Genomic DNA, 26,321 nt, shown 5'->3' with positions numbered 1-26,321 from the left:
TCAATAATTCCGTCGTCGTCACTATCAATATCTAAGAAATCTGGAATTCCGTCTCCGTCTGTATCTTCTGTACCTTCTACATCATTTGGTATACCATCGCCATCACAGTCATCTGCTAACCATTCTGTACTCTGTACTAAAGATATGTCATTTACATTTAAGTCACATGGATCAGTCGGATCGGTTGGTGTTCCTCCGTCTGCGATTCAACTCGTCTCCATTCGTTACTCCGTCTCCATCACAATCCGCTGCTAGATAATCTCCAGAAGGTGTCACAGTAATGTCACCCATATTTGAATCACAAGGATCAGTTGGATCGGTTGGAGCTTCCCCGTCTGGCGGATTCAACTCGTCTCCGTTCGTTACTCCGTCTCCATCACAGTCTGCTGCTAAGTAAGGGCCAGAAGGTGTAACGGTAATATCATCCATATTTGAATCACAAGGATCGGTTGGATCAGTTGGTGTTTCACCATCTGGTGGATTTAATTCATCTCCGTTGGTTACTCCATCGCCATCACAGTCTGCTGCTAAATAATCACCGCTTACTGCTACGCTTTGATCTCCGTCTACGAAATCACATGGATCGTTTGGATCTGTTGGTGTTTCGCCATCTGGTGGATTTAATTCGTCTCCGTTGGTTACTCCGTCTCCGTCACAATCTGCTGCAAGATAATCTCCTGCTACTGCTACGCTTTGATCTCCGTCTACAAAGTCACAAGGATCATTTGGATCGGTTGGTGTATCGCCGTCTGGTGGATTTAATTCATCTCCGTTGGTTACTCCATCACCGTCACAGTCTGCTGCTAAATAATCACCGCCTACTGCTACACTTTGATCGCCATCTACGAAATCACATGGATCGTTTGGATCGGTTGGTGTTTCACCATCTGGTGGATTTAACTCGTCTCCGTTGGTTACTCCGTCGCCGTCACAGTCTGCTGCTAAATAATCACCGCTTACTGCTACACTCTGATCACCATCTACAAAGTCACAAGGATCATTTGGATCTGTTGGTGTTTCGCCATCTGGTGGATTCAACTCGTCTCCATTGGTTACTCCATCACCGTCACAGTCTGCTGCTAAATAGTCGCCGCTTACTGCTACTGTTACATCGCTATCTACAAAATCACATGGATCGTTTGGATCGGTTGGTGTTTCTCCGTCTGGCGGATTCAACTCGTCTCCATTAGTTACTCCGTCTCCGTCACAATCTGCTGCTAAATAATCGCCGCCTACTGCTACTGTTACGTCGCTATCTATGAAATCACATGGATCGTTTGGATCGGTTGGTGTTTCGCCATCTGGTGGATTCAACTCGTCTCCGTTGGTAACTCCATCTCCGTCACAGTCTGCTGCTAAGTAAGCACCGCTTACTGCTACTGTTACATCGCTATCTACGAAATCACATGGATCGTTTGGATCGGTTGGTGTTTCTCCATCTGGTGGATTTAACTCGTCTCCATTGGTTACTCCGTCTCCGTCACAATCTGCTGCAAGATAATCTCCTGCTACTGCAACTGTTTGATCTCCGTCTACAAAGTCACATGGATCGTTTGGATCGGTTGGTGTTTCGCCGTCTGGTGGATTTAATTCGTCTCCATTGGTTACTCCATCGCCGTCACAGTCTGCTGCAAGATAATCGCCTGCAACTGCTACTGTTTGATCGCCGTCTACAAAATCACATGGATCGTTTGGATCGGTTGGTGTTTCTCCATCTGGTGGATTTAATTCATCTCCGTTGGTTACTCCGTCTCCGTCACAGTCTGCTGCTAAATAGTCGCCGCTTACTGCTACTGTTACATCGCTATCTACAAAATCACATGGATCATTTGGATCGGTTGGTGTTTCGCCGTCTGGTGGATTTAATTCATCTCCATTGGTTACTCCATCACCGTCACAGTCTGCTGCTAAATAATCACCGCTTACTGCTACTGTTACGTCGCTATCTACGAAATCACATGGATCGTTTGGATCTGTTGGTGTTTCGCCATCTGGTGGATTCAACTCGTCTCCATTGGTTACTCCGTCTCCGTCACAGTCTGCTGCAAGATAATCTCCTGCTACTGCTACTGTTTGATCGCCATCTACGAAATCACATGGATCGTTTGGATTCGTTGGTGTTTCTCCATCTGGTGGATTTAATTCATCTCCGTTGGTTACTCCATCGCCGTCACAGTCTGCTGCTAAGTAAGCACCGCTTACTGCTACACTTTGATCTCCGTCTACGAAATCACATGGATCGTTTGGATCGGTTGGTGTTTCACCATCTGGTGGATTTAATTCGTCTCCGTTAGTTACTCCATCACCGTCACAGTCTGCTGCTAAATAATCACCGCTTACTGCTACACTTTGATCACCATCTACAAAGTCACATGGATCGTTTGGATCGGTTGGTGTTTCGCCATCTGGTGGATTCAACTCGTCTCCGTTGGTTACTCCATCACCGTCACAGTCTGCTGCTAAATAATCACCGCTTACTGCTACACTTTGATCACCATCTACAAAGTCACATGGATCGTTTGGATCGGTTGGTGTTTCGCCATCTGGTGGATTCAATTCGTCTCCATTGGTTACTCCATCGCCGTCACAGTCTGCTGCTAAATAATCACCGCTTACCGCTACGCTCTGATCACCATCTACAAAGTCACATGGATCGTTTGGATCGGTTGGTGTTTCGCCGTCTGGTGGATTTAATTCGTCTCCATTGGTTACTCCATCGCCATCACAGTCTGCTGCAAGATAATCGCCTGCTACTGCAACTGTTTGATCTCCGTCTACAAAGTCACATGGATCATTTGGATCTGTTGGTGTTTCTCCATCTGGTGGATTTAATTCGTCTCCGTTGGTTACTCCATCTCCATCACAATCTGCTGCAAGATAATCTCCTGCTACTGCAACTGTTTGATCTCCGTCTACAAAGTCACATGGATCGTTTGGATCTGTTGGTGTTTCTCCATCTGGTGGATTTAATTCATCTCCGTTGGTTACTCCATCGCCGTCACAATCGGCTGCTAAATAGTCGCCGCTTACCGCTACGCTTTGATCTCCATCTACAAAGTCACATGGATCATTTGGATCTGTTGGTGTTTCGCCATCTGGTGGATTTAATTCATCTCCGTTGGTGACTCCATCGCCGTCACAGTCTGCTGCAAGGTAATCGCCGCTTACTGCTACACTCTGATCACCATCTACAAAGTCACAAGGATCATTTGGATCTGTTGGTGTTTCGCCATCTGGCGGATTTAACTCGTCTCCGTTGGTTACTCCGTCTCCGTCACAGTCTGCTGCTAAATAGTCGCCGCTTACTGCTACTGTTACATCGCTATCTACAAAGTCACAAGGATCATTTGGATTCGTTGGTGTTTCACCGTCTGGTGGATTTAACTCGTCTCCATTGGTTACTCCATCGCCGTCACAGTCTGCTGCAAGGTAATCGCCGCCTACTGCTACGCTTTGGTCGCCGTCTACAAAGTCACAAGGATCGTTTGGATCGGTTGGTGTTTCGCCATCTGGTGGATTTAATTCGTCTCCGTTGGTTACTCCATCACCATCACAGTCTGCTGCAAGATAATCTCCTGCTACTGCTACACTCTGATCTCCGTCTACAAAGTCACATGGATCATTTGGATCGGTTGGTGTTTCGCCATCTGGTGGATTTAACTCGTCTCCGTTGGTTACTCCATCTCCGTCACAGTCTGCTGCTAAATAATCACCGCTTACTGCTACACTCTGATCGCCATCTACAAAGTCACATGGATCGTTTGGATCGGTTGGTGTTTCGCCATCTGGTGGATTTAATTCGTCTCCGTTGGTTACTCCATCGCCATCACAGTCTGCTGCAAGATAATCTCCTGCTACTGCAACTGTTTGATCTCCGTCTACAAAGTCACAAGGATCGTTTGGATCGGTTGGTGTTTCGCCGTCTGGTGGATTCAACTCGTCTCCATTGGTTACTCCGTCTCCGTCACAGTCTGCTGCTAAATAATCACCGCTTACTGCTACACTCTGATCGCCATCTACAAAGTCACATGGATCGTTTGGATCTGTTGGTGTTTCTCCATCTGGTGGATTTAATTCGTCTCCGTTGGTTACTCCGTCTCCGTCACAGTCTGCTGCAAGATAATCTCCTGCTACTGCAACTGTTTGATCTCCGTCTACAAAGTCACAAGGATCGTTTGGATCGGTTGGTGTTTCGCCGTCTGGTGGATTTAATTCATCTCCATTAGTTACTCCATCGCCGTCACAGTCTGCTGCTAAATAATCACCGCCTACTGCTACACTTTGATCTCCGTCTACAAAGTCACATGGATCATTTGGATCTGTTGGTGTTTCGCCATCTGGTGGATTTAACTCGTCTCCGTTGGTTACTCCGTCTCCGTCACAGTCTGTATTTGGATCAGATGTACAAATATCATTATCTAAAATTGTTACTGTTCCACTTGGATCTGTGTTGGTAGTGCTACCACTTGTTACCGTTCCATCTACTGTAAAGTTTTCATCTACTTCATCTATTAGGTCATCCGTAATTGGAATTGACACATTTACTGTCGTTTGTCCTGCTGGGATCGTTACCGTTACCGTTGTGGTCGTATAATCAGCTGTTCCTGCTGTTCCCGTTGTAGTAGTGATACTTATTACCGTATCTACACTACTCGGTACATCTATACTTACAGGTACAATTGCATCTCCATCTCCTTCATCTACTACCACGTCCCCGATTACTACAGTTGGTAAATTATCATCATCTAAAATCGTTACCGTTCCACTTGGATCTGTGTTTGAAGTGTTCCCGCTTGTTACCGTGCCATCTACACTGAAGTCTTCCGTTGGTTCATTAACATTGTCATCTATAATTGGAATGGTGATATCAACACTGGTCTGTCCTGCTGGGATGGTTGCCGTCACCGTGGTCGTGGTATAATCCGCTGGATCTGCCGCGCTGTTGTCTACTGTAGTGATACTTACCACTACATCGGTACTGCTTGGATTGTTGATACTTACTGGTACTGTGGCACTCATATCTGTTCCTTCTGTAACGGTCACATCTCCGATGGTAACCGCTGGGGTATCATCATCTAAGATGGTGACCGTACCAGCTGCTGGGTCTGTAGCGTTGCCGCTAGTTACCGTTCCTTGTACTGCAAAGTCCTCTGTAGGCTCTCCAATAGTGTCATCTATAATTGGAATGGTGATATCAACACTGGTCTGTCCTGCTGGAATCGTTGCCGTCACCGTGGTTGTGGTATAATCCGCTGGATCTGCCGCGCTGTTGTCTACCGTAGTGATACTTACCACTACATCGGTACTGCTTGGATTGTTGATACTTACTGGTACTGTGGCATTAGCATCTGTGCCTTCAGTCACTGTCACATCTCCGATGGTGACCGCTGGGGTATCATCATCTAAGATGGTGACCGTGCCAGCTGCTGGATCACTAGCGTTGCCGCTAGTTACCGTTCCTTGTACGCCGAAGTCCTCTGTCGGTTCCCCAATAGTGTCATCTATAATTGGAATGGTGATATCAACACTGGTCTGTCCTGCTGGAATCGTTGCCGTCACTGTGGTGGTGGTATAATCCGCTGGATCTGCCGCGCTGTTGTCTACTGTAGTGATACTTACCACTACATCGGTACTGCTTGGATTGTTGATACTTACTGGTACTGTGGCATTAGCGTCTGTTCCTTCTGTAACGCTCACATCTCCGATGGTGACCGCTGGGGTATCATCATCTAAGATGGTAACCGTACCAGCTGCTGGGTCTGTAGCGTTCCCGCTAGTTACTGTTCCTTGTACGGTAAAGTCTTCTGTCGGCTCTCCAATAGTGTCATCTATAATTGGAATGGTGATATCAACACTGGTCTGTCCTGCTGGAATCGTTGCCGTCACTGTCGTTGTGGTATAATCCGCTGGATCTGCCGCGCTGTTGTCTACTGTAGTGATACTTACCACTACATCGGTACTGCTTGGATTGTTGATACTTACTGGTACTGTGGCATTAGCATCTGTTCCTTCTGTCACTGTCACATCTCCGATGGTGACCGCTGGGGTATCATCATCTAAGATGGTGACCGTACCAGCTGCTGGATCTGTAGCGTTCCCGCTAGTTACTGTTCCTTGTACGGTAAAGTCTTCTGTCGGCTCTCCAATAGTGTCATCTATAATTGGAATGGTGATATCAACACTGGTCTGTCCTGCTGGGATGGTTGCCGTCACCGTGGTTGTGGTATAATCCGCTGGATCTGCCGCGCTGTTGTCTACTGTAGTGATACTTACCACTACATCGGTACTGCTTGGATTGTTGATACTTACTGGTACTGTGGCATTAGCATCTGTTCCTTCAGTCACTGTCACATCTCCGATGGTGACCGCTGGGGTATCATCATCTAAGATGGTGACCGTACCAGCTGCTGGATCTGTAGCGTTCCCGCTAGTTACTGTTCCTTGTACTGCAAAGTCCTCTGTCGGTTCCCCAATAGTGTCATCTATAATTGGAATGGTGATATCAACACTGGTCTGTCCTGCTGGAATGGTTGCCGTCACCGTGGTTGTGGTATAATCCGCTGGATCTGCCGCGCTGTTGTCTACTGTAGTGATACTTACCACCACATCGGTACTGCTTGGATTGTTGATACTTACTGGTACTGTGGCACTCATATCTGTTCCTTCAGTCACTGTCACATCTCCGATGGTGACCGCTGGGGTATCATCATCTAAGATCGTGACCGTACCAGCTGCTGGATCTGTAGCGTTGCCGCTAGTTACTGTTCCTTGTACTGCAAAGTCCTCTGTCGGTTCCCCAATAGTGTCATCTATAATTGGAATGGTGATATCAACACTGGTCTGTCCTGCTGGAATCGTTGCCGTCACTGTGGTTGTGGTATAATCCGCTGGATCTGCCGCGCTGTTGTCTACTGTAGTGATACTTACCACTACATCGGTACTGCTTGGATTGTTGATACTTACTGGTACTGTGGCACTCAGCATCTGTTCCTTCAGTCACTGTCACATCTCCGATGGTGACCGCTGGGGTATCATCATCTAAGATGGTGACCGTACCAGCTGCTGGATCTGTAGCGTTGCCGCTAGTTACCGTTCCTTGTACGGTAAAGTCCTCTGTCGGCTCTCCAATAGTGTCATCTATAATTGGAATGGTGATATCAACACTGGTCTGTCCTGCTGGAATCGTTGCCGTCACTGTGGTTGTGGTATAATCCGCTGGATCTGCCGCGCTGTTGTCTACTGTAGTGATACTTACCACTACATCGGTACTGCTTGGATTGTTGATACTTACTGGTACTGTGGCACTAGCATCTGTTCCTTCAGTCACTGTTACATCTCCGATGGTGACCGCTGGGGTATCATCATCTAAGATGGTGACCGTACCAGCTGCTGGATCTGTAGCGTTCCCGCTAGTTACTGTTCCTTGTACTGCAAAGTCCTCTGTCGGTTCTCCAATAGTGTCATCTATAATTGGAATGGTGATATCAACACTGGTCTGTCCTGCTGGGATGGTTGCCGTCACTGTGGTTGTGGTATAATCCGCTGGATCTGCCGCGCTGTTGTCTACTGTAGTGATACTTACCACCACATCGGTACTGCTTGGATTGTTGATACTTACTGGTACTGTGGCATTAGCATCCGTTCCTTCAGTCACTGTTACATCTCCGATGGTGACCGCTGGGGTATCATCATCTAAGATGGTGACCGTACCAGCTGCTGGATCTGTAGCGTTCCCGCTAGTTACCGTTCCTTGTACGCCGAAGTCCTCTGTCGGTTCTCCAATAGTGTCATCTATAATTGGAATGGTGATATCAACACTGGTCTGTCCTGCTGGAATGGTTGCCGTCACTGTGGTTGTGGTATAATCCGCTGGATCTGCCGCGCTGTTGTCTACCGTGGTGATACTTACCACTACATCGGTACTGCTTGGATTGTTGATACTTACTGGTACCGTGGCACTAGCATCTGTTCCTTCAGTCACTGTCACATCTCCGATGGTGACCGCTGGGGTATCATCATCTAAGATGGTGACCGTACCAGCTGCTGGATCTGTAGCGTTGCCGCTAGTTACCTGTTCCTTGTACTGCAAAGTCCTCTGTCGGTTCCCCAATAGTGTCATCTATAATTGGAATGGTGATATCAACACTGGTCTGTCCTGCTGGAATGGTTGCCGTCACTGTGGTTGTGGTATAATCCGCTGGATCTGCCGCGCTGTTGTCTACCGTGGTGATACTTACCACTACATCGGTACTGCTTGGATTGTTGATACTCACTGGTACTGTGGCATTAGCATCTGTTCCTTCAGTCACTGTCACATCTCCGATGGTGACCGCTGGGGTATCATCATCTAAGATCGTAACGGTACCAGCTGCTGGGTCTGTAGCGTTCCCGCTAGTTACTGTTCCTTGTACGGCAAAGTCCTCTGTTGGTTCTCCAATAGTGTCATCTATAATTGGAATGGTGATATCAACAGAAGTCTGTCCTGCTGGAATGGTTGCCGTCACTGTCGTTGTGGTATAATCCGCTGGATCTGCCGCGCTGTTGTCTACTGTAGTGATACTTACCACTACATCGGTACTGCTTGGATTGTTGATACTCACTGGTACCGTGGCATTAGCATCTGTTCCTTCAGTCACTGTCACATCTCCGATGGTGACCGCTGGGGTATCATCATCTAAGATCGTAACGGTACCATCGGCTGGGTCTGTAGCGTTCCCGCTAGTTACTGTTCCTTGTACGGCGAAGTCTTCTGTCGGCTCTCCAATAGTGTCATCTATAATTGGAATGGTGATATCAACACTGGTCTGTCCTGCTGGAATGGTTGCCGTCACTGTCGTTGTGGTATAATCCGCTGGATCTGCCGCGCTGTTGTCTACCGTGGTGATACTTACCACTACATCGGTACTGCTTGGATTGTTGATACTTACTGGTACTGTGGCACTCATATCTGTTCCTTCAGTCACTGTCACATCTCCGATGGTGACCGCTGGGGTATCATCATCTAAGATGGTGACCGTACCAGCTGCTGGATCACTAGCGTTGCCGCTTGTTACTGTTCCTTGTATGGCAAAGTCCTCTGTCGGCTCTCCAATAGTGTCATCTATAATTGGAATGGTGATATCAACAGAAGTCTGTCCTGCTGGAATGGTTGCCGTCACTGTCGTTGTGGTATAATCCGCTGGATCTGCCGCGCTGTTGTCTACTGTAGTGATACTTACCACTACATCGGTACTGCTTGGATTGTTGATACTTACTGGTACTGTGGCATTAGCGTCTGTTCCTTCAGTCACTGTCACATCTCCGATGGTGACCGCTGGGGTATCATCATCTAAGATGGTGACCGTACCAGCTGCTGGATCACTAGCGTTGCCGCTTGTTACCGTTCCTTGTACGGTAAAGTCCTCTGTCGGCTCTCCAATAGTGTCATCTATAATTGGAATGGTGACATCAACAGAAGTCTGTCCTGCTGGAATCGTTGCCGTCACTGTGGTGGTGGTATAATCCGCTGGATCTGCCGCGCTGTTGTCTACCGTGGTGATACTTACCACCACATCGGTACTGCTTGGATTGTTGATACTTACTGGTACTGTGGCACTTAGCATCTGTTCCTTCAGTCACTGTCACATCTCCGATGGTGACCGCTGGGGTATCATCATCTAAGATCGTAACGGTACCAGCTGCTGGATCTGTAGCGTTCCCGCTAGTTACCGTTCCTTGTACGGTAAAGTCCTCTGTCGGTTCTCCAATAGTGTCATCTATAATTGGAATGGTGACATCAACAGAAGTCTGTCCTGCTGGGATGGTTGCCGTAACCGTGGTTGTGGTATAATCCGCTGGATCTGCCGCGCTGTTGTCTACCGTGGTGATACTTACCACTACATCGGTACTGCTTGGATTGTTGATACTCACTGGTACCGTGGCATTAGCATCTGTTCCTTCAGTCACTGTCACATCTCCGATGGTGACCGCTGGGGTATCATCATCTAAGATCGTAACGGTACCAGCTGCTGGGTCTGTAGCGTTCCCGCTAGTTACTGTTCCTTGTACGCCGAAGTCCTCTGTCGGTTCCCCAATAGTGTCATCTATAATTGGAATGGTGATATCAACACTGGTCTGTCCTGCTGGAATCGTTGCCGTCACTGTCGTTGTGGTATAATCCGCTGGATCTGCCGCGCTGTTGTCTACTGTAGTGATACTTACCACTACATCGGTACTGCTTGGATTGTTGATACTTACTGGTACTGTGGCACTCATATCTGTGCCTTCAGTCACTGTCACATCTCCGATGGTGACCGCTGGGGTATCATCATCTAAGATGGTGACCGTACCATCGGCTGGGTCTGTAGCGTTCCCGCTAGTTACTGTTCCTTGTACTGCAAAGTCCTCTGTTGGTTCTCCAATAGTGTCATCTATAATTGGAATGGTGATATCAACACTGGTCTGTCCTGCTGGAATGGTTGCCGTCACTGTGGTGGTGGTATAATCCGCTGGATCTGCCGCGCTGTTGTCTACCGTGGTGATACTTACCACTACATCGGTACTGCTTGGATTGTTGATACTCACTGGTACCGTGGCATTAGCATCTGTTCCTTCAGTCACTGTCACATCTCCGATGGTGACCGCTGGGGTATCATCATCTAAGATCGTAACGGTACCAGCTGCTGGGTCTGTAGCGTTCCCGCTAGTTACTGTTCCTTGTACTGCAAAGTCCTCTGTTGGTTCTCCAATAGTGTCATCTATAATTGGAATGGTAACATCAACACTGGTCTGTCCTGCTGGAATGGTTGCCGTCACTGTGGTGGTGGTATAATCCGCTGGATCTGCCGCGCTGTTGTCTACCGTGGTGATACTTACCACTACATCGGTACTGCTTGGATTGTTGATACTCACTGGTACTGTGGCACTCATATCTGTGCCTTCAGTCACGCTCACATCTCCGATGGTGACCGCTGGGGTATCATCATCTAAGATCGTAACGGTACCAGCTGCTGGGTCTGTAGCGTTCCCGCTAGTTACTGTTCCTTGTACTGCAAAGTCCTCTGTCGGTTCCCCAATAGTGTCATCTATAATTGGAATGGTGATATCAACACTGGTCTGTCCTGCTGGGATCGTTGCCGTCACTGTCGTTGTGGTATAATCCGCTGGATCGCTTGCGCTGTTATCTACTGTAGTGATACTTACCACTACATCGGTACTGCTTGGATTGTTGATACTTACTGGTACTGTGGCACTCATATCTGTGCCTTCAGTCACGCTCACATCGCCGATGGTGACCGCTGGGGTATCATCATCTAAGATCGTGACCGTGCCAGCTGCTGGATCACTAGCGTTGCCGCTAGTTACCGTTCCTTGTACTGCAAAGTCCTCTGTCGGTTCTCCAATAGTGTCATCTATAATTGGAATGGTGATATCAACAGAAGTCTGTCCTGCTGGAATCGTTGCCGTCACTGTGGTGGTGGTATAATCCGCTGGATCTGCCGCGCTGTTGTCTACCGTGGTGATACTTACCACCACATCGGTACTGCTTGGATTGTTGATACTTACTGGTACTGTGGCACTAGCATCCGTTCCTTCGGTTACTGTTACATCTCCGATGGTGACCGCTGGGGTATCATCATCTAAGATGGTGACCGTGCCAGCTGCTGGATCACTAGCGTTCCCGCTAGTTACCGTTCCTTGTACGCCGAAGTCCTCTGTCGGTTCCCCAATAGTGTCATCTATAATTGGAATGGTGATATCAACACTGGTCTGTCCTGCTGGGATGGTTGCCGTCACTGTGGTTGTGGTATAATCCGCTGGATCTGCCGCGCTGTTGTCTACCGTGGTGATACTTACCACTACATCGGTACTGCTTGGATTGTTGATACTCACTGGTACCGTGGCATTAGCATCTGTTCCTTCTGTAACGCTCACATCTCCGATGGTGACCGCTGGGGTATCATCATCTAAGATCGTAACGGTACCAGCTGCTGGGTCTGTAGCGTTGCCGCTAGTTACTGTTCCTTGTACGCCGAAGTCCTCTGTCGGCTCTCCAATAGTGTCATCTATAATTGGAATGGTGATATCAACACTGGTCTGTCCTGCTGGAATGGTTGCCGTCACTGTCGTTGTGGTATAATCCGCTGGATCTGCCGCGCTGTTGTCTACTGTAGTGATACTTACCACTACATCGGTACTGCTTGGATTGTTGATACTCACTGGTACCGTGGCATTAGCATCTGTTCCTTCAGTCACTGTCACATCTCCGATGGTGACCGCTGGGGTATCATCATCTAAGATCGTAACGGTACCAGCTGCTGGGTCTGTAGCGTTCCCGCTAGTTACTGTTCCTTGTACGGTAAAGTCCTCTGTCGGTTCTCCAATAGTGTCATCTATAATTGGAATGGTGATATCAACACTGGTCTGTCCTGCTGGAATCGTTGCCGTCACTGTCGTTGTGGTATAATCCGCTGGATCTGCCGCGCTGTTGTCTACCGTGGTGATACTTACCACCACATCGGTACTGCTTGGATTGTTGATACTTACTGGTACTGTGGCACTAGCATCCGTTCCTTCGGTTACTGTTACATCTCCGATGGTGACCGCTGGGGTATCATCATCTAAGATGGTGACCGTACCAGCTGCTGGATCTGTAGCGTTGCCGCTAGTTACCGTTCCTTGTACGGTAAAGTCTTCTGTCGGCTCTCCAATAGTGTCATCTATAATTGGAATGGTAATATCAACACTGGTCTGTCCTGCTGGGATCGTTGCCGTCACTGTCGTTGTGGTATAATCCGCTGGATCGCTTGCGCTGTTATCTACTGTAGTGATACTTACCACTACATCGGTACTGCTTGGATTGTTGATACTTACTGGTACTGTGGCACTCATATCTGTGCCTTCAGTCACGCTCACATCGCCGATGGTGACCGCTGGGGTATCATCATCTAAGATCGTGACCGTGCCAGCTGCTGGATCACTAGCGTTGCCGCTAGTTACTGTTCCTTGTACGGTAAAGTCTTCTGTAGGCTCTCCAATAGTGTCATCTATAATTGGAATGGTAATATCAACACTGGTCTGTCCTGCTGGGATCGTTGCCGTCACTGTGGTTGTGGTATAATCCGCTGGATCTGCCGCGCTGTTGTCTACTGTAGTGATACTTACCACCACATCGGTACTGCTTGGATTGTTGATACTTACTGGTACTGTGGCATTAGCATCCGTTCCTTCAGTCACTGTTACATCTCCGATGGTAACCGCTGGGGTATCATCATCTAAGATGGTGACCGTACCAGCTGCTGGGTCTGTAGCGTTGCCGCTAGTTACCGTTCCTTGTACGCCGAAGTCCTCTGTAGGCTCTCCAATAGTGTCATCTATAATTGGAATGGTGATATCAACACTGGTCTGTCCTGCTGGGATGGTTGCCGTCACCGTGGTTGTGGTATAATCCGCTGGATCTGCCGCGCTGTTGTCTACCGTGGTGATACTTACCACTACATCGGTACTGCTTGGATTGTTGATACTTACTGGTACTGTGGCATTAGCATCTGTGCCTTCTGTAACGGTTACATCTCCGATGGTAACCGCTGGGGTATCATCATCTAAGATGGTGACCGTACCAGCTGCTGGATCTGTAGCGTTCCCGCTAGTTACTGTTCCTTGTACTGCAAAGTCCTCTGTCGGTTCCCCAATAGTGTCATCTATAATTGGAATGGTAATATCAACACTGGTCTGTCCTGCTGGAATGGTTGCCGTCACTGTGGTTGTGGTATAATCCGCTGGATCTGCCGCGCTGTTGTCTACCGTAGTGATACTTACCACTACATCGGTACTGCTTGGATTGTTGATACTTACTGGTACTGTGGCATTAGCATCTGTTCCTTCGGTTACCGTGACATCTCCGATGGTGACCGCTGGGGTATCATCATCTAAGATGGTGACCGTACCACTTGGATTGGTGTTGCTAGTGTTACCACTAGTCACAGTTCCATTGACCGTAAAGTCCTCGGTTGGTTCCCCAATAACATCATCTGCAATGGGTACACTTACATTCACAGTGGTTTGTCCCGCTGGAATGGTTGCCGTGACTGTTATGGTAGTATAATCTGATGGATCGGTCGCACTGTTATCTACCGTAGTGATACTTACTACGGTATCTACACCACTTGGTGTATCGATACTTACCGGTACACTCGCCGTAGCATCGGTGCCTTCTGTGACGGTTACATCTCCGATGCTGATTGCAGGTTGCACACATGCAGTTGTATCTCCGCTATCTGTAACAGCAGTAGTTGTAGCTTGTTGTGCTGACGATCCACTTACTTGAGGAATTCCGTTTGCATCCACATTATCACCTAAACTATCATCCGTTCCAGGATTTACAAGATTAGCTGCAGTGAATGTTCCAGCGCCTTCTATTGCATCTGCACAGCCATCACCGTCACTATCTGTATCGAAAGCATCTGGTATTCCATCCGCATCTGAGTTTCTATCAATACAATAAGCAATGTTAAAAATTTGAAGCGTAATATTTGAAGCATTTGCACCATTTTTTCCAATAGTCATTACTACTTGATCAACAGGTGAGTTGATTGCAAATTCAACTGCATTATCAGGTGCATTTGCACCTGTATTTTGGCTTCTAACAGCATTATTTCCTATAGTGAAATAGTTTCCTGGTAGAATATTTATGTTTGCAATATTTGATTGTGTAATAGGAATTTCTTCTCCATCATTAAACGCTTGAAATTGCACTATGTCACCATTATCCATTCCTCCTATTCTAAAAGATAAGTTGGTTACTGAGGAAGTTACTCCTGAGCGATTGAAATCCATTGTATAGACTCCCACATCGCCATTTTGGAAATTGGTATTATTTGGCTGAAGATTTACATAGTCTCCATCAGGATTTATTGATCCATTGTTTAGTATTTGCACACCACTATTCCAAGTTGCTGTTCCTTGCAATACGTATGATAAATCTATATCTGTTCCGTTATATTCTGCTATGTCTGGTAATGAAGAAGCTGAAAAATCTGTACCTAAAGCATAGCCTGGTGTATTGATTGCTGTTGGAGTTGGCGAGCAATCACTTTCATCCACATCTAAAATACCATCATTGTCATCATCTAAGTCACAACCATCTGGCACTAAGTCTCCATCATTATCGGCAGTATCATCATATCCATTACACTGGTCGTTATCGTTTACAACACCATCACCATCATCATCACATTGCCCAGCTGTTACTGAAGCGTTTTGCGAGCTTCCTATGGTTTGTCCTGTGGTTGTGTTTACATTGTTTGGGACTCCTGTTGAAGTGTTTACTGGACCTGTTAATGCGCCACTTCCATCTACTGTATTGGCTGCTAGATTGTCTGAACCTTCAAGTGCGTCAAAACATCCATCACCATCACTTTCTGTATCCAAGTAATCTGGTGTAGAATCGCCATCAGTATCTACAACTGCACAGGAATCAAATGAAAATTCAAGTACATCTGTACCATTTCCATCTAAGCCTTCTCCCGTTACTTGGAATGTTAGCGTTGTAACTGTACCATATATTTGAATACTACCCGCTGCGGTACCAAGTCCACCTGCAAGATCTGCATCTCCTGAGAGTACTATTGCAGATGCTGGTCCTAAGTTTCGACTCGGATCACGGTAAAATTGTTTTGAATTTACTATAAATTGTGTATTTCCAGAGATTTTCGCCATGGATAGATTTGCATTTTGCAACGTCCATAGCGATGTATTGGAAATATAATCGTTAGAGAGCACTTGCGTGTTTCCTCCTAATCGATCGATATGTATTATTGGGTTATACGTAGGGTTTGCGTATGTTATTGTTACCGTCCCTACGACTCTATCATTAGATGGTGCTTCTAGCGGTTCCGCGGTATCATCCCAGGTAACTGCAAGTTCTAAAGAGGTGGTACCTTCGACTGCTGCATCAGAAAAGAACGAATCTGTAGTCATGGTTCCGTTTGGCGTATAATTAATTACACCTCCTGCTGGCATGGTACTTCCAAAAGTAATTGTATTTGTTCCTGCTGTATTGGTGAAAGGATTGCTTCCAGTCCACGAACCAGTAGTTAAATCTCTTGAAGCACATACATTTTCAATATCATCTATTATTCCGTCGTTATCGTTGTCAATATCAACATTGTCTGTAACTCCGTCTGAATCTGTATCCACAGAAGAAGTGGACGAACATGTTGCTGGTGGCGCTACCGTTACGTCTACTAATTGGCAAGTACCATCCGTATCATCTGTAACTGTAAATACAATGTTTCCGCCTGAGATTGGGAATGGTCCAAATTGTACTGGAATATCATACGAGACATTTGCTTGAGTAATTCCTCCTGAAAGACTGTAAGAAGATCCTACAAAGTTCCCAGTAGGACTCATGTAGAATGTAAATGTATCATCTGTATCGTCAAATGGTGTTCCATTATCGTTACAAAATATAGAAGAGACAGAAGCTGTATCTAATGTACAGAAGTTACAAGCTGCTGTGTTTCCTGCATTTGTTACTGCAATGGTGGTTCCTGTATATCCGCCTTGTCCAGTAACTCTACCATTTGAGGTATTTACTGTTACTGGAGAAGTTCCGAGTATTTCATCACCGTCGCCGTCTGTGTGTCCTGCTTCTAAAGTATCGGCACAGCCATCACCATCGGCGTCCGTATCAAAAGAATCTATAATTCCATCGTTATTGGTATCTAAACTAGCACAAACTCCTGTAAAGTTTAAGGCGCAAAAATCTGGATCTTGATAGTTGATTGTTCCGTCTCCATCTTCATCACCACTAGGATCATCTGACAAACAACTAAATGGGTTTGTAATGATGGTATTTACTAAAAAGTTATCTGATTGTGAGGGAAAAGTACCTCCTGGCGCTCCTAGTGTCCCGTACGTACGATTAATCTGAATTGAACCATCTACTAAAATTCTATATGAATTTCCTTGAATACCATCTCCAAAAGTATCTGTTATGGAAAAGAAGTAGTTTCCATTTTCTGTTACTGTAATGTCTTCAGAAACCGTAACATTAGCCACTGTATAGGCTCCTGCTGTTTGACTTGCTAAGACATTTCCACCTAAAGACAAAGACCATCCTACTTCGGTAGGGAAATCATCCAGGTCAATTTCAATTCGTACTACTGAATCTGCATTTAGTGGAATTGGATTGGTTCCACAAAGTTCTTGTGTATCTAGGATTCCGTCATTGTCATCATCTTCGTCACAACCATCTGGCACACCATCAGCATCATTATCCGCCATATCGTCATAACCGTTACAGATATCATTTGTGTTAGACACGCCATCTCCATCATCATCTGCCGGATCGAATCCAGTTGCGGTAACTACAGCCCCTAATCCACCGTGAATGTCTGCTCCAGTACTTGTATTGTTTGGAAATGTTGTTACGTCTAATAAGTTATCTGTATCAAAAACATCGTCTCCAAAAAAGGATACTCCGTATATGGTTTGTCCTGCTGCAACTCCTAAGTCTGCGAATGTAATTAGAGAGATTCCCATGCGTTCAGAGCTTCCTCCTACTCTTATAGGTTCGTTATCGCTATTAGAATCTTCTATAAACGCATAACTACGAGCAGGATTGAAAGAGTCGATAGTTGGCTCACCGTAGGAAGCTGTGTTTATTGTCTGCAAATTTCCAAAAGAAGTTGGGTTTCCTGAACCATCAACCGATAAGATTGCCGCTACTTTGTATGTATTGTTTCCATTTTTTTCTGATGCTAAGAAACCATTTAATGCTAAATCTGGTGCATTGTTAATAGTTAATGAAGGGTATATAACATCTACACGCTCTATATTTGACGGACCTTCATCTCCACTGTTTGATCCTGTGTTTTTGAATACATCTAAAGCACCTCTGTTGATGATTGATTCTTCTAAAATAGTTTCTAAATCAATATTTCCTGGTGTTCCAGGCAAACTTGGACCGTAAATGAAGTTTGATGCACCGGTTCGCTCATAAAATATACTTGCCTTATTCCCTATTACAGCCACTCCATTGGCATTGGAAGCAATGTCATCGCGTTGAAACCTGTAAAACCTACTTGAAAAAGGAATAGTGTATACAGTACTGTTGTATGTAACAGATGTTAACGTGACTTCATCTCCTTGACCATATTGATGATTGTTTCCGCCAGCTACGTAATTATCTTGATCTGTTGCTGCCGCGGTCGTTATCGTCCAACTATCTACTGGTTGCTGTGCGTTTACCTTAGTAACGCTTGTAAAACTCAATAATAAAGTTAAAACAAATAGTATCTTTTTTTCCATGTAATTGAAATTAAGGAACATCCAAATTATTGGACGTTCTAGTAATTTTATATGTTTATTTCGTAAAACGCTTATTCACATCGGTAGCAGTACAAACAGGCAATACTGCCCATTTATTTGCATCTTGATGTTGTAAAAATTCGCTTTGATTTTTTGTGATATTTATATCGCTAGTTATGAACTGGTAAACAATTCGTTCTATGGAACGAATTGTTGAAAACCACTTTATATTTTGTACTTTGAATTTGTTTTTTTGTTGCGCACTCGAGGTTTGTGCTCTTGACTTGAATAGGTAAGACACAAATACATAAGAAGTAATTTTAATTGTACATAAAACAGTAAATATACTAATTGAGATTTTTTTTCTCAACAGTACATTCATAGTAATGTTGGTCATTCGAGTACGTTTAAGGCAGTTAAGGGATTATTTAGGCTGTAAAACCCCTTAACATATTTTAACAAATATATTGACTGATATAACATATACGCAGTGATACTTATGAAAGGATTTGTTTTTTCGTTGAAATACGAGTTTTTTCGTTAAAACGACTTCGCCATTTTTTTAACAGAAATACTTCATTTTTAGTAATAAACAGTGAGTTTTCACATAAAATATGTATTAGATTTTCTGCTTTTTTTTGATTTAAAAATGATATTTTTGCGTCCTATTTAAATACGTCAAATGAGCATACAACAAGAAATAGATAAACGAAGAACTTTTGGTATTATTTCGCATCCCGATGCCGGGAAAACGACACTTACTGAAAAGCTACTTTTGTTTGGAGGAGCGATTCAAGAAGCAGGTGCTGTAAAAAATAATAAGATTAAAAAAGGTGCTACGAGTGACTTTATGGAAATTGAACGTCAGCGTGGAATTTCTGTAGCAACTTCTGTACTTGCATTTATTTATAAGAACAAGAAAATCAACATTTTAGATACGCCTGGACACAAGGATTTTGCCGAAGACACCTTCCGTACGTTGAGTGCTGTTGACAGTGTAATTGTGGTCATAGATGTTGCCAAAGGTGTGGAGGAACAAACTGAAAAGTTGGTGGAAGTATGTCGCATGCGTAAGATTCCTATCATCGTTTTTATTAATAAGTTGGATAGAGAAGGAAAAGACGCCTTTGATTTGCTAGATGAAGTGGAGCAAAAATTAGGATTGCGCGTGACGCCTTTGAGCTTTCCTATTGGGATGGGTTATGATTTTAAAGGCATTTATAATATTTGGGAAAAGAATATTAATTTATTTGCAGCAGATAACAAACAAACCATTTCAGAAGCCATTCATTTTGAAGATGTTAACAATCCAGAATTGGAAAATTATATTGGCGAAACTGCCGCAGAAACCTTGCGTGAAGAGTTGGAATTAGTGTATGAAGTGTATCCAAAATTTAACCGAGAAGCATATTTGAATAGTGAGTTGCAACCTGTATTTTTTGGTTCTGCTTTGAATAATTTTGGAGTGCGCGAATTGTTGGATTGTTTTGTGGAAATTGCGCCCAGTCCACTACCAAAAATGTCAGAAGAACGTTTGGTAGCTCCTGATGAAGATACATTTTCTGGATTTGTGTTTAAGATTCATGCAAATATGGATCCGAAACATAGAGATAGACTGGCTTTTATTAAGATTGTTTCCGGAGTTTTTAAACGAAATACACCGTATTTACATGTACGATTAGATAAGAAACTAAAGTTTTCTAGTCCGAACGCATTTTTTGCCGAGAAAAAGCAGATTGTTGACGAGTCTTTCCCTGGTGATATTGTCGGTTTGCACGATACTGGAAATTTTAAAATTGGAGATACTTTAACCGCTGGCGAGAAGCTGAACTACAAAGGTGTTCCAAGTTTTTCACCTGAACATTTTAGATATATCAATAATGCTGATCCGATGAAATCTAAGCAGTTACGAAAAGGGATCAATCAGTTGATGGACGAAGGAGTTGCACAATTGTTTACGTTAGATTTGAACGGACGTCAGATTATTGGAACCGTTGGAGCACTGCAATATGAAGTGATTCAGTATCGTTTGGAACATGAATATGGCGCAAAATGTTCGTATGAAAATTTGAACGTTCATAAAGCATGTTGGGTAGAAGTTGAAGACGAAAAAGATCCTGAGTTTTTAGATTTTAAACGTGTAAAACAGAAGTTTTTAGCACGCGATAAGGAAAATAAATTGGTCTTTTTGGCCGATTCTTCGTTCTCCTTACAAATGACACAACAGAAGTATCCGAAGATAAAGTTTCATTTTACGAGTGAGTTTTAGGTGTTAGTAGTGAGTATTGAGATACTTTCATAGCGAATTACTAATATATTAGTAAGATTATTGTTTTTTGATACGTCCTTACGAAAATTTCTTAGAAATTTGTGGCTTCAAATAACAACTTTGCTTTACGATAAACAGATCACCACGTCACTAACGTTCCTCGTGATGACGAATCGTAGTTTTTAACGAAAAGCGCTGACCTAAAATCATTTTAAAGCTTTTTAAGACACCATACGCACATAAGACGCTAATATATTTGCGTCTTTTTTTTATGCTTTAAAAACAATTTATAGAGGTCGAATTTTAATTGTTCATCAATAATACCTATTAACAAAAATGTTTCAATTTATTTTACCTATAGCTTAGTTTTTCACAATCAACTTTGCTCAAATTGTCAGTCAATTACTATTTCTTATCAAAAATTAACTCGGCGCATTCAGAAAATAGCTCACTTAAAGCTAACAAGAACATAAAAATCCAAGATTTGATCTATTTCATTTCTTGGATTTTTATTTTGGACTGTTTTTATGTTCTTTTTAGTGAGTTTTGTTAACGATAAGACATACCTATGCCATAGTTTTGGTAAACTATTTTAAAAATTTATGCTGCTATTTGTTGCTTTTTGTAGATTCTTCTTCCGATTTCTAAGGCATTAGCGGTATGTATACCAAAGAATATCCACAGGGTTTCTGTAAGCTTTGTTTTTGCTTTTATTTTTTTGAGATGATAATACTCTTTTTCCTTGCCAAAGCTACCTTCTAATCGCGTAGCTCTTTCTTTTGTGATTAAGCTCTTTAATTTTTTCTCTTGCTTGTAGTCTTTAGGAGGCCTTCCTTTTCTTTTGAAGTCGGTTTTAATCTTGTGCTTTGTGACAAAGTTTCTATTCTTGTTTGTGGCATATATAGCATCTGCTCCAATGATCTTGGTTTTTCTATGGGTAAGATCTTGTGCTTTATAGATCGTAGCTTGCAGTCGCGTTCCCTCATTGAAGGCATGAAAACTTAGGTGTTCTATAAAGCTAATTCCATCGATTTGTAGTTTGTTAACTTTGGCTCCGAACTCTACGGGTTTGATTTCTTTTCCTCGAACGATAGGTCGTAAGTAGTCCTTTGCAATACTTACAATACGGTCTTTAATCTTATTACCTGTTCTGAAGTGATATTCTTGTTGAGAGTAAACTTTTTTGATTGTAGCTACTCTGCGATAGTATTGTACACTGCCTCGTAGATGATCATAGCTACGAAGTTCAGCTTCAAAGTCGATAAACTTCTTTAATAACCCTAAAAGTGAACGTGTTAGTGATTTTCGTTTTGACTTGGTCTTGCGACGCATCTTGCTAAAATTGTGATAGCGTCGCTTCCATTTCAGGTATTTGCTCCGTATCATTTTTACTCCCACTACCTTGGCATTTTTACGGAGTTGCTTATACATCCAGTTCACAGCTTCCCATAGTAGCTTTTGGTTGGAAGGATACCGCAGTTCACTCTCGTAACAAGTGGCATCTACGGTAAGCTGATTAGGATTCTCAATATAATCAGACCAGTGTACATATAGACATTTTTGCAATACATCAATGTTTAAGCTAGCAGATAGCTCACATCGTATTTGACTTACGATTTTATAATTAGTGATACGGTCAAAACCCAAATGTAAATCACAAAAAAACTGATAATCAATATTACTGTTGAGTTGTTCTATAAGTCGCTTATCACTGCAACAGGCATAATGTTTTAAAAACATCAGCGCAATCCGACCTTGTGGACTAAAGGACATTTTAGTTCCTTTAGAAGATTCTTTAAGGTCAAAGTATCTAACCAAATCAGACCAAGGAATGGCAGTGTAAATCTTACCAAGATCACTCTCTAAAAATCGAACATAATATGCATCAAAATTTTCAACAGAAGATAAAAAGGAAAATTTGTGCTGAAACTCACTAATTCTTTGTATTTTCATAGCTAGAGAAAAAAGAAAACCCCGTTTTTGCACAATATCGGTCATTTTCGGGGTTTTATGTTTCTTTAATTTACAAAGAAATACTAGTATTTACAAGGCTTTAGATATTTTCTGAATGCGCCTAACTCTTAATAGATTTTACAAATAAGTCTGTATATAGGCGCATTCAGAAAATAGCTCACTTAAAGCTAGCTAAAACATAAAAATCCAAGATTTGATCTATTTCATTTCTTGGATTTTCATTTTAAATCGTTTTTAGGTTCTTTTTGGTTGATTTTGTTAACGACAAGACATACCTATTCCATAGTTTTGGTAAGCTATTTTAAAATTTTATGCTGCTATTTGTTGGTTTTTGCAGATTCTTCTACCGATTTCTAGGCGCATTCAGAAAATAGCTCACTTAAAGCTAGCTAAAACATAAAAATCCAAGATTTGATCTATTTCATTTCTTGGATTTTCATTTTAAATCGTTTTTAGGTTCTTTTTGGTTGATTTTGTTAACGACAAGACATACCTATTCCATAGTTTTGGTAAGCTATTTTAAAATTTTATGCTGCTATTTGTTGGTTTTTGCAGATTCTTCTACCGATTTCTAAAGCATTAGCGGTATGTATGCCAAAGAATATCCACAAGGTTTCCGTGGGCTTTGTTTTGGCTTTTATTTTTTTGAGAAGGTAATGCTCTTTTTCTTTTCCAAAACTACCTTCCAATCGTGTAGCTCTTTCTTTTGTGATTAGGCGCTTAAGTTTTTGCTCCTCTTTATAGTCTTTAGGCGGCTTCCCTTTTCTTTTAAAGTCAGTTTTGATCTGATGCTTTGTGATAAATTTTCTATTCTTATTAGTGGCATATATGGCATCTGCCCCAATAATCTTGGTTTTTCTATGGGTAAGTTGTTGTGCTTTGTAGATGGTGGCTTGCAGTCGTGTTCCCTCATTAAAAGCATTAAAACTTAGGTGTTCTATAAAACTAATTCCATCGATCTGTAGTTTATTGACTTTTGCTCCAAATTCTACAGGCTTGATTTCTTTTCCTCTAACAATAGGTCTCAGGTAATCTTTTGCAATACTTACAATACGGTCTTTAATCTTTTCACCTGTTCTAAAGTGCTGTTCTTGTTGGAGGTAGGCTTTTTTGATGGTGGCTACTCTGCGATAGTATTGTACACTTGCTTGCAAGTTGTACTTTTTACGTAAGTGAGCTTCAAAGTCGATAAACTTCTTTAATAACAATAAAAGTGCCCGTGTCAGTGATTTTCGTTTGGACTTGGACTTACGACGCATCTTGCTAAAGCCATGATAACGTAGTTTCCATTTCAAGTATTTACTGCGTATCATTTTTACCCCTACTACTTTAGCATTTTTGCGGAGTTGATTGTACATCCAATGAACAGCTTCCCATAGTAGCTTTTGATTGGTAGGATATCGCAGTTCACTCTCATAACAAGTAGCATCCACAGTGACTTGATCAGGATTCTCTATATAACCAGACCAGTTTACGTATAGACACTTTTCCAAGACTTCAATATCCAAACAGCCCGCTAACTCACATCGTATTTGACTCACGATTTTAGAATTTGTCAACCGATTAAAACCTAAAGAAATGTCACAAAAAAACTGATAGTCAACATTACTGTTAAGTTGTTCTAAAAGACGTTTATCGCTACAACAAGCATAATGTTTTAAAAACATTAAAGCTAGACGACCTTTAGGACTGAAAAGCATATTCCTACCTAGTTTGTGTTCCTTAATATTAAAAGTGGCTACCAAATCGTCCCAAGGAATGGCTGTATAAATCTTACCTAAATCACTTTGCAAAAAACGCTCATAAAACAGCGTGTAATTTTCAGATATCGAAAAAAGAGATAAACGGGTTTGTAAATCAGAAATTCTTTGTATTTTCATGGCTAGAGAAAAAAGAAAACCCCGTTTTTGAACCATATCGGTCATTTTCGGGGTTTTATGTTTCTTTAATTTACAAAGAAATATTAGTATTTAAAAGGCTTTACGTATTTTCTGAATGCGCCTTTCTAAAGCATTAGCGGTATGTATGCCAAAGAATATCCACAAGGTTTCCGTGGGCTTTGTTTTGGCTTTTATTTTTTTGAGAAGGTAATGCTCTTTTTCTTTTCCAAAACTACCTTCCAATCGTGTAGCTCTTTCTTTTGTGATTAGGCGCTTAAGTTTTTGCTCCTCTTTATAGTCTTTAGGCGGCTTCCCTTTTCTTTTAAAGTCAGTTTTGATCTGATGCTTTGTGATAAATTTTCTATTCTTATTAGTGGCATATATGGCATCTGCCCCAATAATCTTGGTTTTTCTATGGGTAAGTTGTTGTGCTTTGTAGATGGTGGCTTGCAGTCGTGTTCCCTCATTAAAAGCATTAAAACTTAGGTGTTCTATAAAACTAATTCCATCGATCTGTAGTTTATTGACTTTTGCTCCAAATTCTACAGGCTTGATTTCTTTTCCTCTAACAATAGGTCTCAGGTAATCTTTTGCAATACTTACAATACGGTCTTTAATCTTTTCACCTGTTCTAAAGTGCTGTTCTTGTTGGAGGTAGGCTTTTTTGATGGTGGCTACTCTGCGATAGTATTGTACACTTGCTTGCAAGTTGTACTTTTTACGTAAGTGAGCTTCAAAGTCGATAAACTTCTTTAATAACAATAAAAGTGCCCGTGTCAGTGATTTTCGTTTGGACTTGGACTTACGACGCATCTTGCTAAAGCCATGATAACGTAGTTTCCATTTCAAGTATTTACTGCGTATCATTTTTACCCCTACTACTTTAGCATTTTTGCGGAGTTGATTGTACATCCAATGAACAGCTTCCCATAGTAGCTTTTGATTGGTAGGATATCGCAGTTCACTCTCATAACAAGTAGCATCCACAGTGACTTGATCAGGATTCTCTATATAACCAGACCAGTTTACGTATAGACACTTTTCCAAGACTTCAATATCCAAACAGCCCGCTAACTCACATCGTATTTGACTCACGATTTTAGAATTTGTCAACCGATTAAAACCTAAAGAAATGTCACAAAAAAACTGATAGTCAACATTACTGTTAAGTTGTTCTAAAAGACGTTTATCGCTACAACAAGCATAATGTTTTAAAAACATTAAAGCTAGACGACCTTTAGGACTGAAAAGCATATTCCTACCTAGTTTGTGTTCCTTAATATTAAAAGTGGCTACCAAATCGTCCCAAGGAATGGCTGTATAAATCTTACCTAAATCACTTTGCAAAAAACGCTCATAAAACAGCGTGTAATTTTCAGATATCGAAAAAAGAGATAAACGGGTTTGTAAATCAGAAATTCTTTGTATTTTCATGGCTAGAGAAAAAAGAAAACCCCGTTTTTGAACCATATCGGTCATTTTCGGGGTTTTATGTTTCTTTAATTTACAAAGAAATATTAGTATTTAAAAGGCTTTACGTATTTTCTGAATGCGCCTATATAAAAAAACCTCAATCCGAAAATTGAGGTTTTTTGTTTTATGCTTCTCCAGTCGGTCCGAAATTCATCGGAATTGGAGCTTGATCAAATTCTTTAATTTGTCCATGAGCTTTTTCAAAGCGTTGTATGTTTTCCCCTAATGCCTTCATTAATCGTTTGGCATGTTGTGGCGTCAATACAATTCTAGATTTCACTTTTGCCTTTGGTCTCCCTGGCATAATGTTTACAAAATCTACTACAAATTCAGTTGCTGAGTGATTGATGATTGCCAAATTGGAATACGTTCCTTCCGCAATGGTTTCATCTAACTCAATATTGATTTGTTTTTCGTTTGCTTTATCACTCATC

At 42.6% G+C, this 26,321-nt stretch carries 8 protein-coding genes and 1 pseudogene; 1 reads left to right on the top strand and 8 read right to left on the bottom strand.

What is annotated here, in order from left to right; genetic code table 11:
• Nucleotides 1-171 precede the first annotated feature (171 nt).
• From KORDIASMS9_RS11550 to KORDIASMS9_RS23850, 4 genes and pseudogenes are all read right to left on the bottom strand, one after another.
• A complete protein-coding gene (locus tag KORDIASMS9_RS11550) occupies nt 172-6,984 on the bottom strand; it encodes a Calx-beta domain-containing protein (protein WP_114902988.1) in 6,813 nt (2,270 codons plus the stop codon).
• A 58-nt stretch (nt 6,985-7,042) separates the two neighbouring features.
• A pseudogene (locus KORDIASMS9_RS11545) lies at nt 7,043-8,119 on the bottom strand (Calx-beta domain-containing protein); the annotation flags it as partial.
• Nucleotides 8,064-9,551: a Calx-beta domain-containing protein gene (locus KORDIASMS9_RS11540; protein ID WP_240321183.1), complete on the bottom strand. Its 1,488-nt coding sequence runs from the start codon at nt 9,549-9,551 to the stop codon at nt 8,064-8,066. The gene KORDIASMS9_RS11540 and the pseudogene KORDIASMS9_RS11545, both read right to left, overlap by 56 nt.
• The gene (locus tag KORDIASMS9_RS23850) at nt 9,448-18,291 is read right to left on the bottom strand and encodes a Calx-beta domain-containing protein (protein ID WP_162819898.1); all 8,844 of its coding nucleotides are present in this window, start codon (nt 18,289-18,291) and stop codon (nt 9,448-9,450) included. Before KORDIASMS9_RS23850 ends, KORDIASMS9_RS11540 begins: the two co-directional genes overlap by 104 nt.
• A gap of 682 nt (nt 18,292-18,973) precedes the next feature.
• Here KORDIASMS9_RS23850 and KORDIASMS9_RS11525 point away from each other — a divergent pair.
• Nucleotides 18,974-20,560 carry a peptide chain release factor 3 gene (locus KORDIASMS9_RS11525; RefSeq protein WP_114902983.1) on the top strand — a complete coding sequence of 529 codons (1,587 nt, stop codon included), beginning with the start codon at nt 18,974-18,976 and terminating at the stop codon, nt 20,558-20,560.
• Between the two features lie 600 nt (nt 20,561-21,160).
• Here the strand turns inward: KORDIASMS9_RS11525 and KORDIASMS9_RS11520 are convergent.
• The 4 genes from KORDIASMS9_RS11520 to KORDIASMS9_RS11505 form a co-directional block, all read right to left on the bottom strand.
• Entirely contained in the window at nt 21,161-22,558 is a 1,398-nt protein-coding gene (locus KORDIASMS9_RS11520; RefSeq protein WP_205318057.1) for a transposase, read from the bottom strand.
• A gap of 503 nt (nt 22,559-23,061) precedes the next feature.
• Complete coding sequence (locus KORDIASMS9_RS23845; protein ID WP_162819707.1) at nt 23,062-24,414, bottom strand: transposase; 1,353 nt, start codon at nt 24,412-24,414, stop codon at nt 23,062-23,064.
• A gap of 90 nt (nt 24,415-24,504) precedes the next feature.
• Nucleotides 24,505-25,848, bottom strand: a complete 1,344-nt coding sequence (locus tag KORDIASMS9_RS23840) for a transposase (RefSeq protein WP_162819897.1) — start codon at nt 25,846-25,848, stop codon at nt 24,505-24,507.
• 163 nt (nt 25,849-26,011) lie between these two features.
• A complete protein-coding gene (locus KORDIASMS9_RS11505; RefSeq protein WP_114902981.1) occupies nt 26,012-26,320 on the bottom strand; it encodes a DUF3467 domain-containing protein in 309 nt (102 codons plus the stop codon).
• Nucleotide 26,321: the final 1 nt, after the last annotated feature.

The sequence above is a fragment of the Kordia sp. SMS9 genome (genome assembly GCF_003352465.1).
In the GTDB taxonomy this organism is placed as follows: domain Bacteria; phylum Bacteroidota; class Bacteroidia; order Flavobacteriales; family Flavobacteriaceae; genus Kordia.
This window is presented reverse-complemented; position numbering and strand designations above follow the sequence as displayed.

What these genes read in the sequence shown, in the direction of transcription:
- KORDIASMS9_RS11550 (WP_114902988.1), bottom strand. Translation starts at nt 6,984, where the DNA reads ATGCTGAGTGCCACAGTACCAGTAAGTATCAACAATCCAAGCAGTACC.
- KORDIASMS9_RS23850 (WP_162819898.1), bottom strand. Translation starts at nt 18,291, where the DNA reads ATGGAAAAAAAGATACTATTTGTTTTAACTTTATTATTGAGTTTTACA.
- KORDIASMS9_RS11525 (WP_114902983.1), top strand. Translation starts at nt 18,974, where the DNA reads ATGAGCATACAACAAGAAATAGATAAACGAAGAACTTTTGGTATTATT.
- KORDIASMS9_RS11520 (WP_205318057.1), bottom strand. Translation starts at nt 22,558, where the DNA reads ATGACCGATATTGTGCAAAAACGGGGTTTTCTTTTTTCTCTAGCTATG.
- KORDIASMS9_RS23845 (WP_162819707.1), bottom strand. Translation starts at nt 24,414, where the DNA reads ATGAAAATACAAAGAATTTCTGATTTACAAACCCGTTTATCTCTTTTT.
- KORDIASMS9_RS23840 (WP_162819897.1), bottom strand. Translation starts at nt 25,848, where the DNA reads ATGAAAATACAAAGAATTTCTGATTTACAAACCCGTTTATCTCTTTTT.
- KORDIASMS9_RS11505 (WP_114902981.1), bottom strand. Translation starts at nt 26,320, where the DNA reads ATGAGTGATAAAGCAAACGAAAAACAAATCAATATTGAGTTAGATGAA.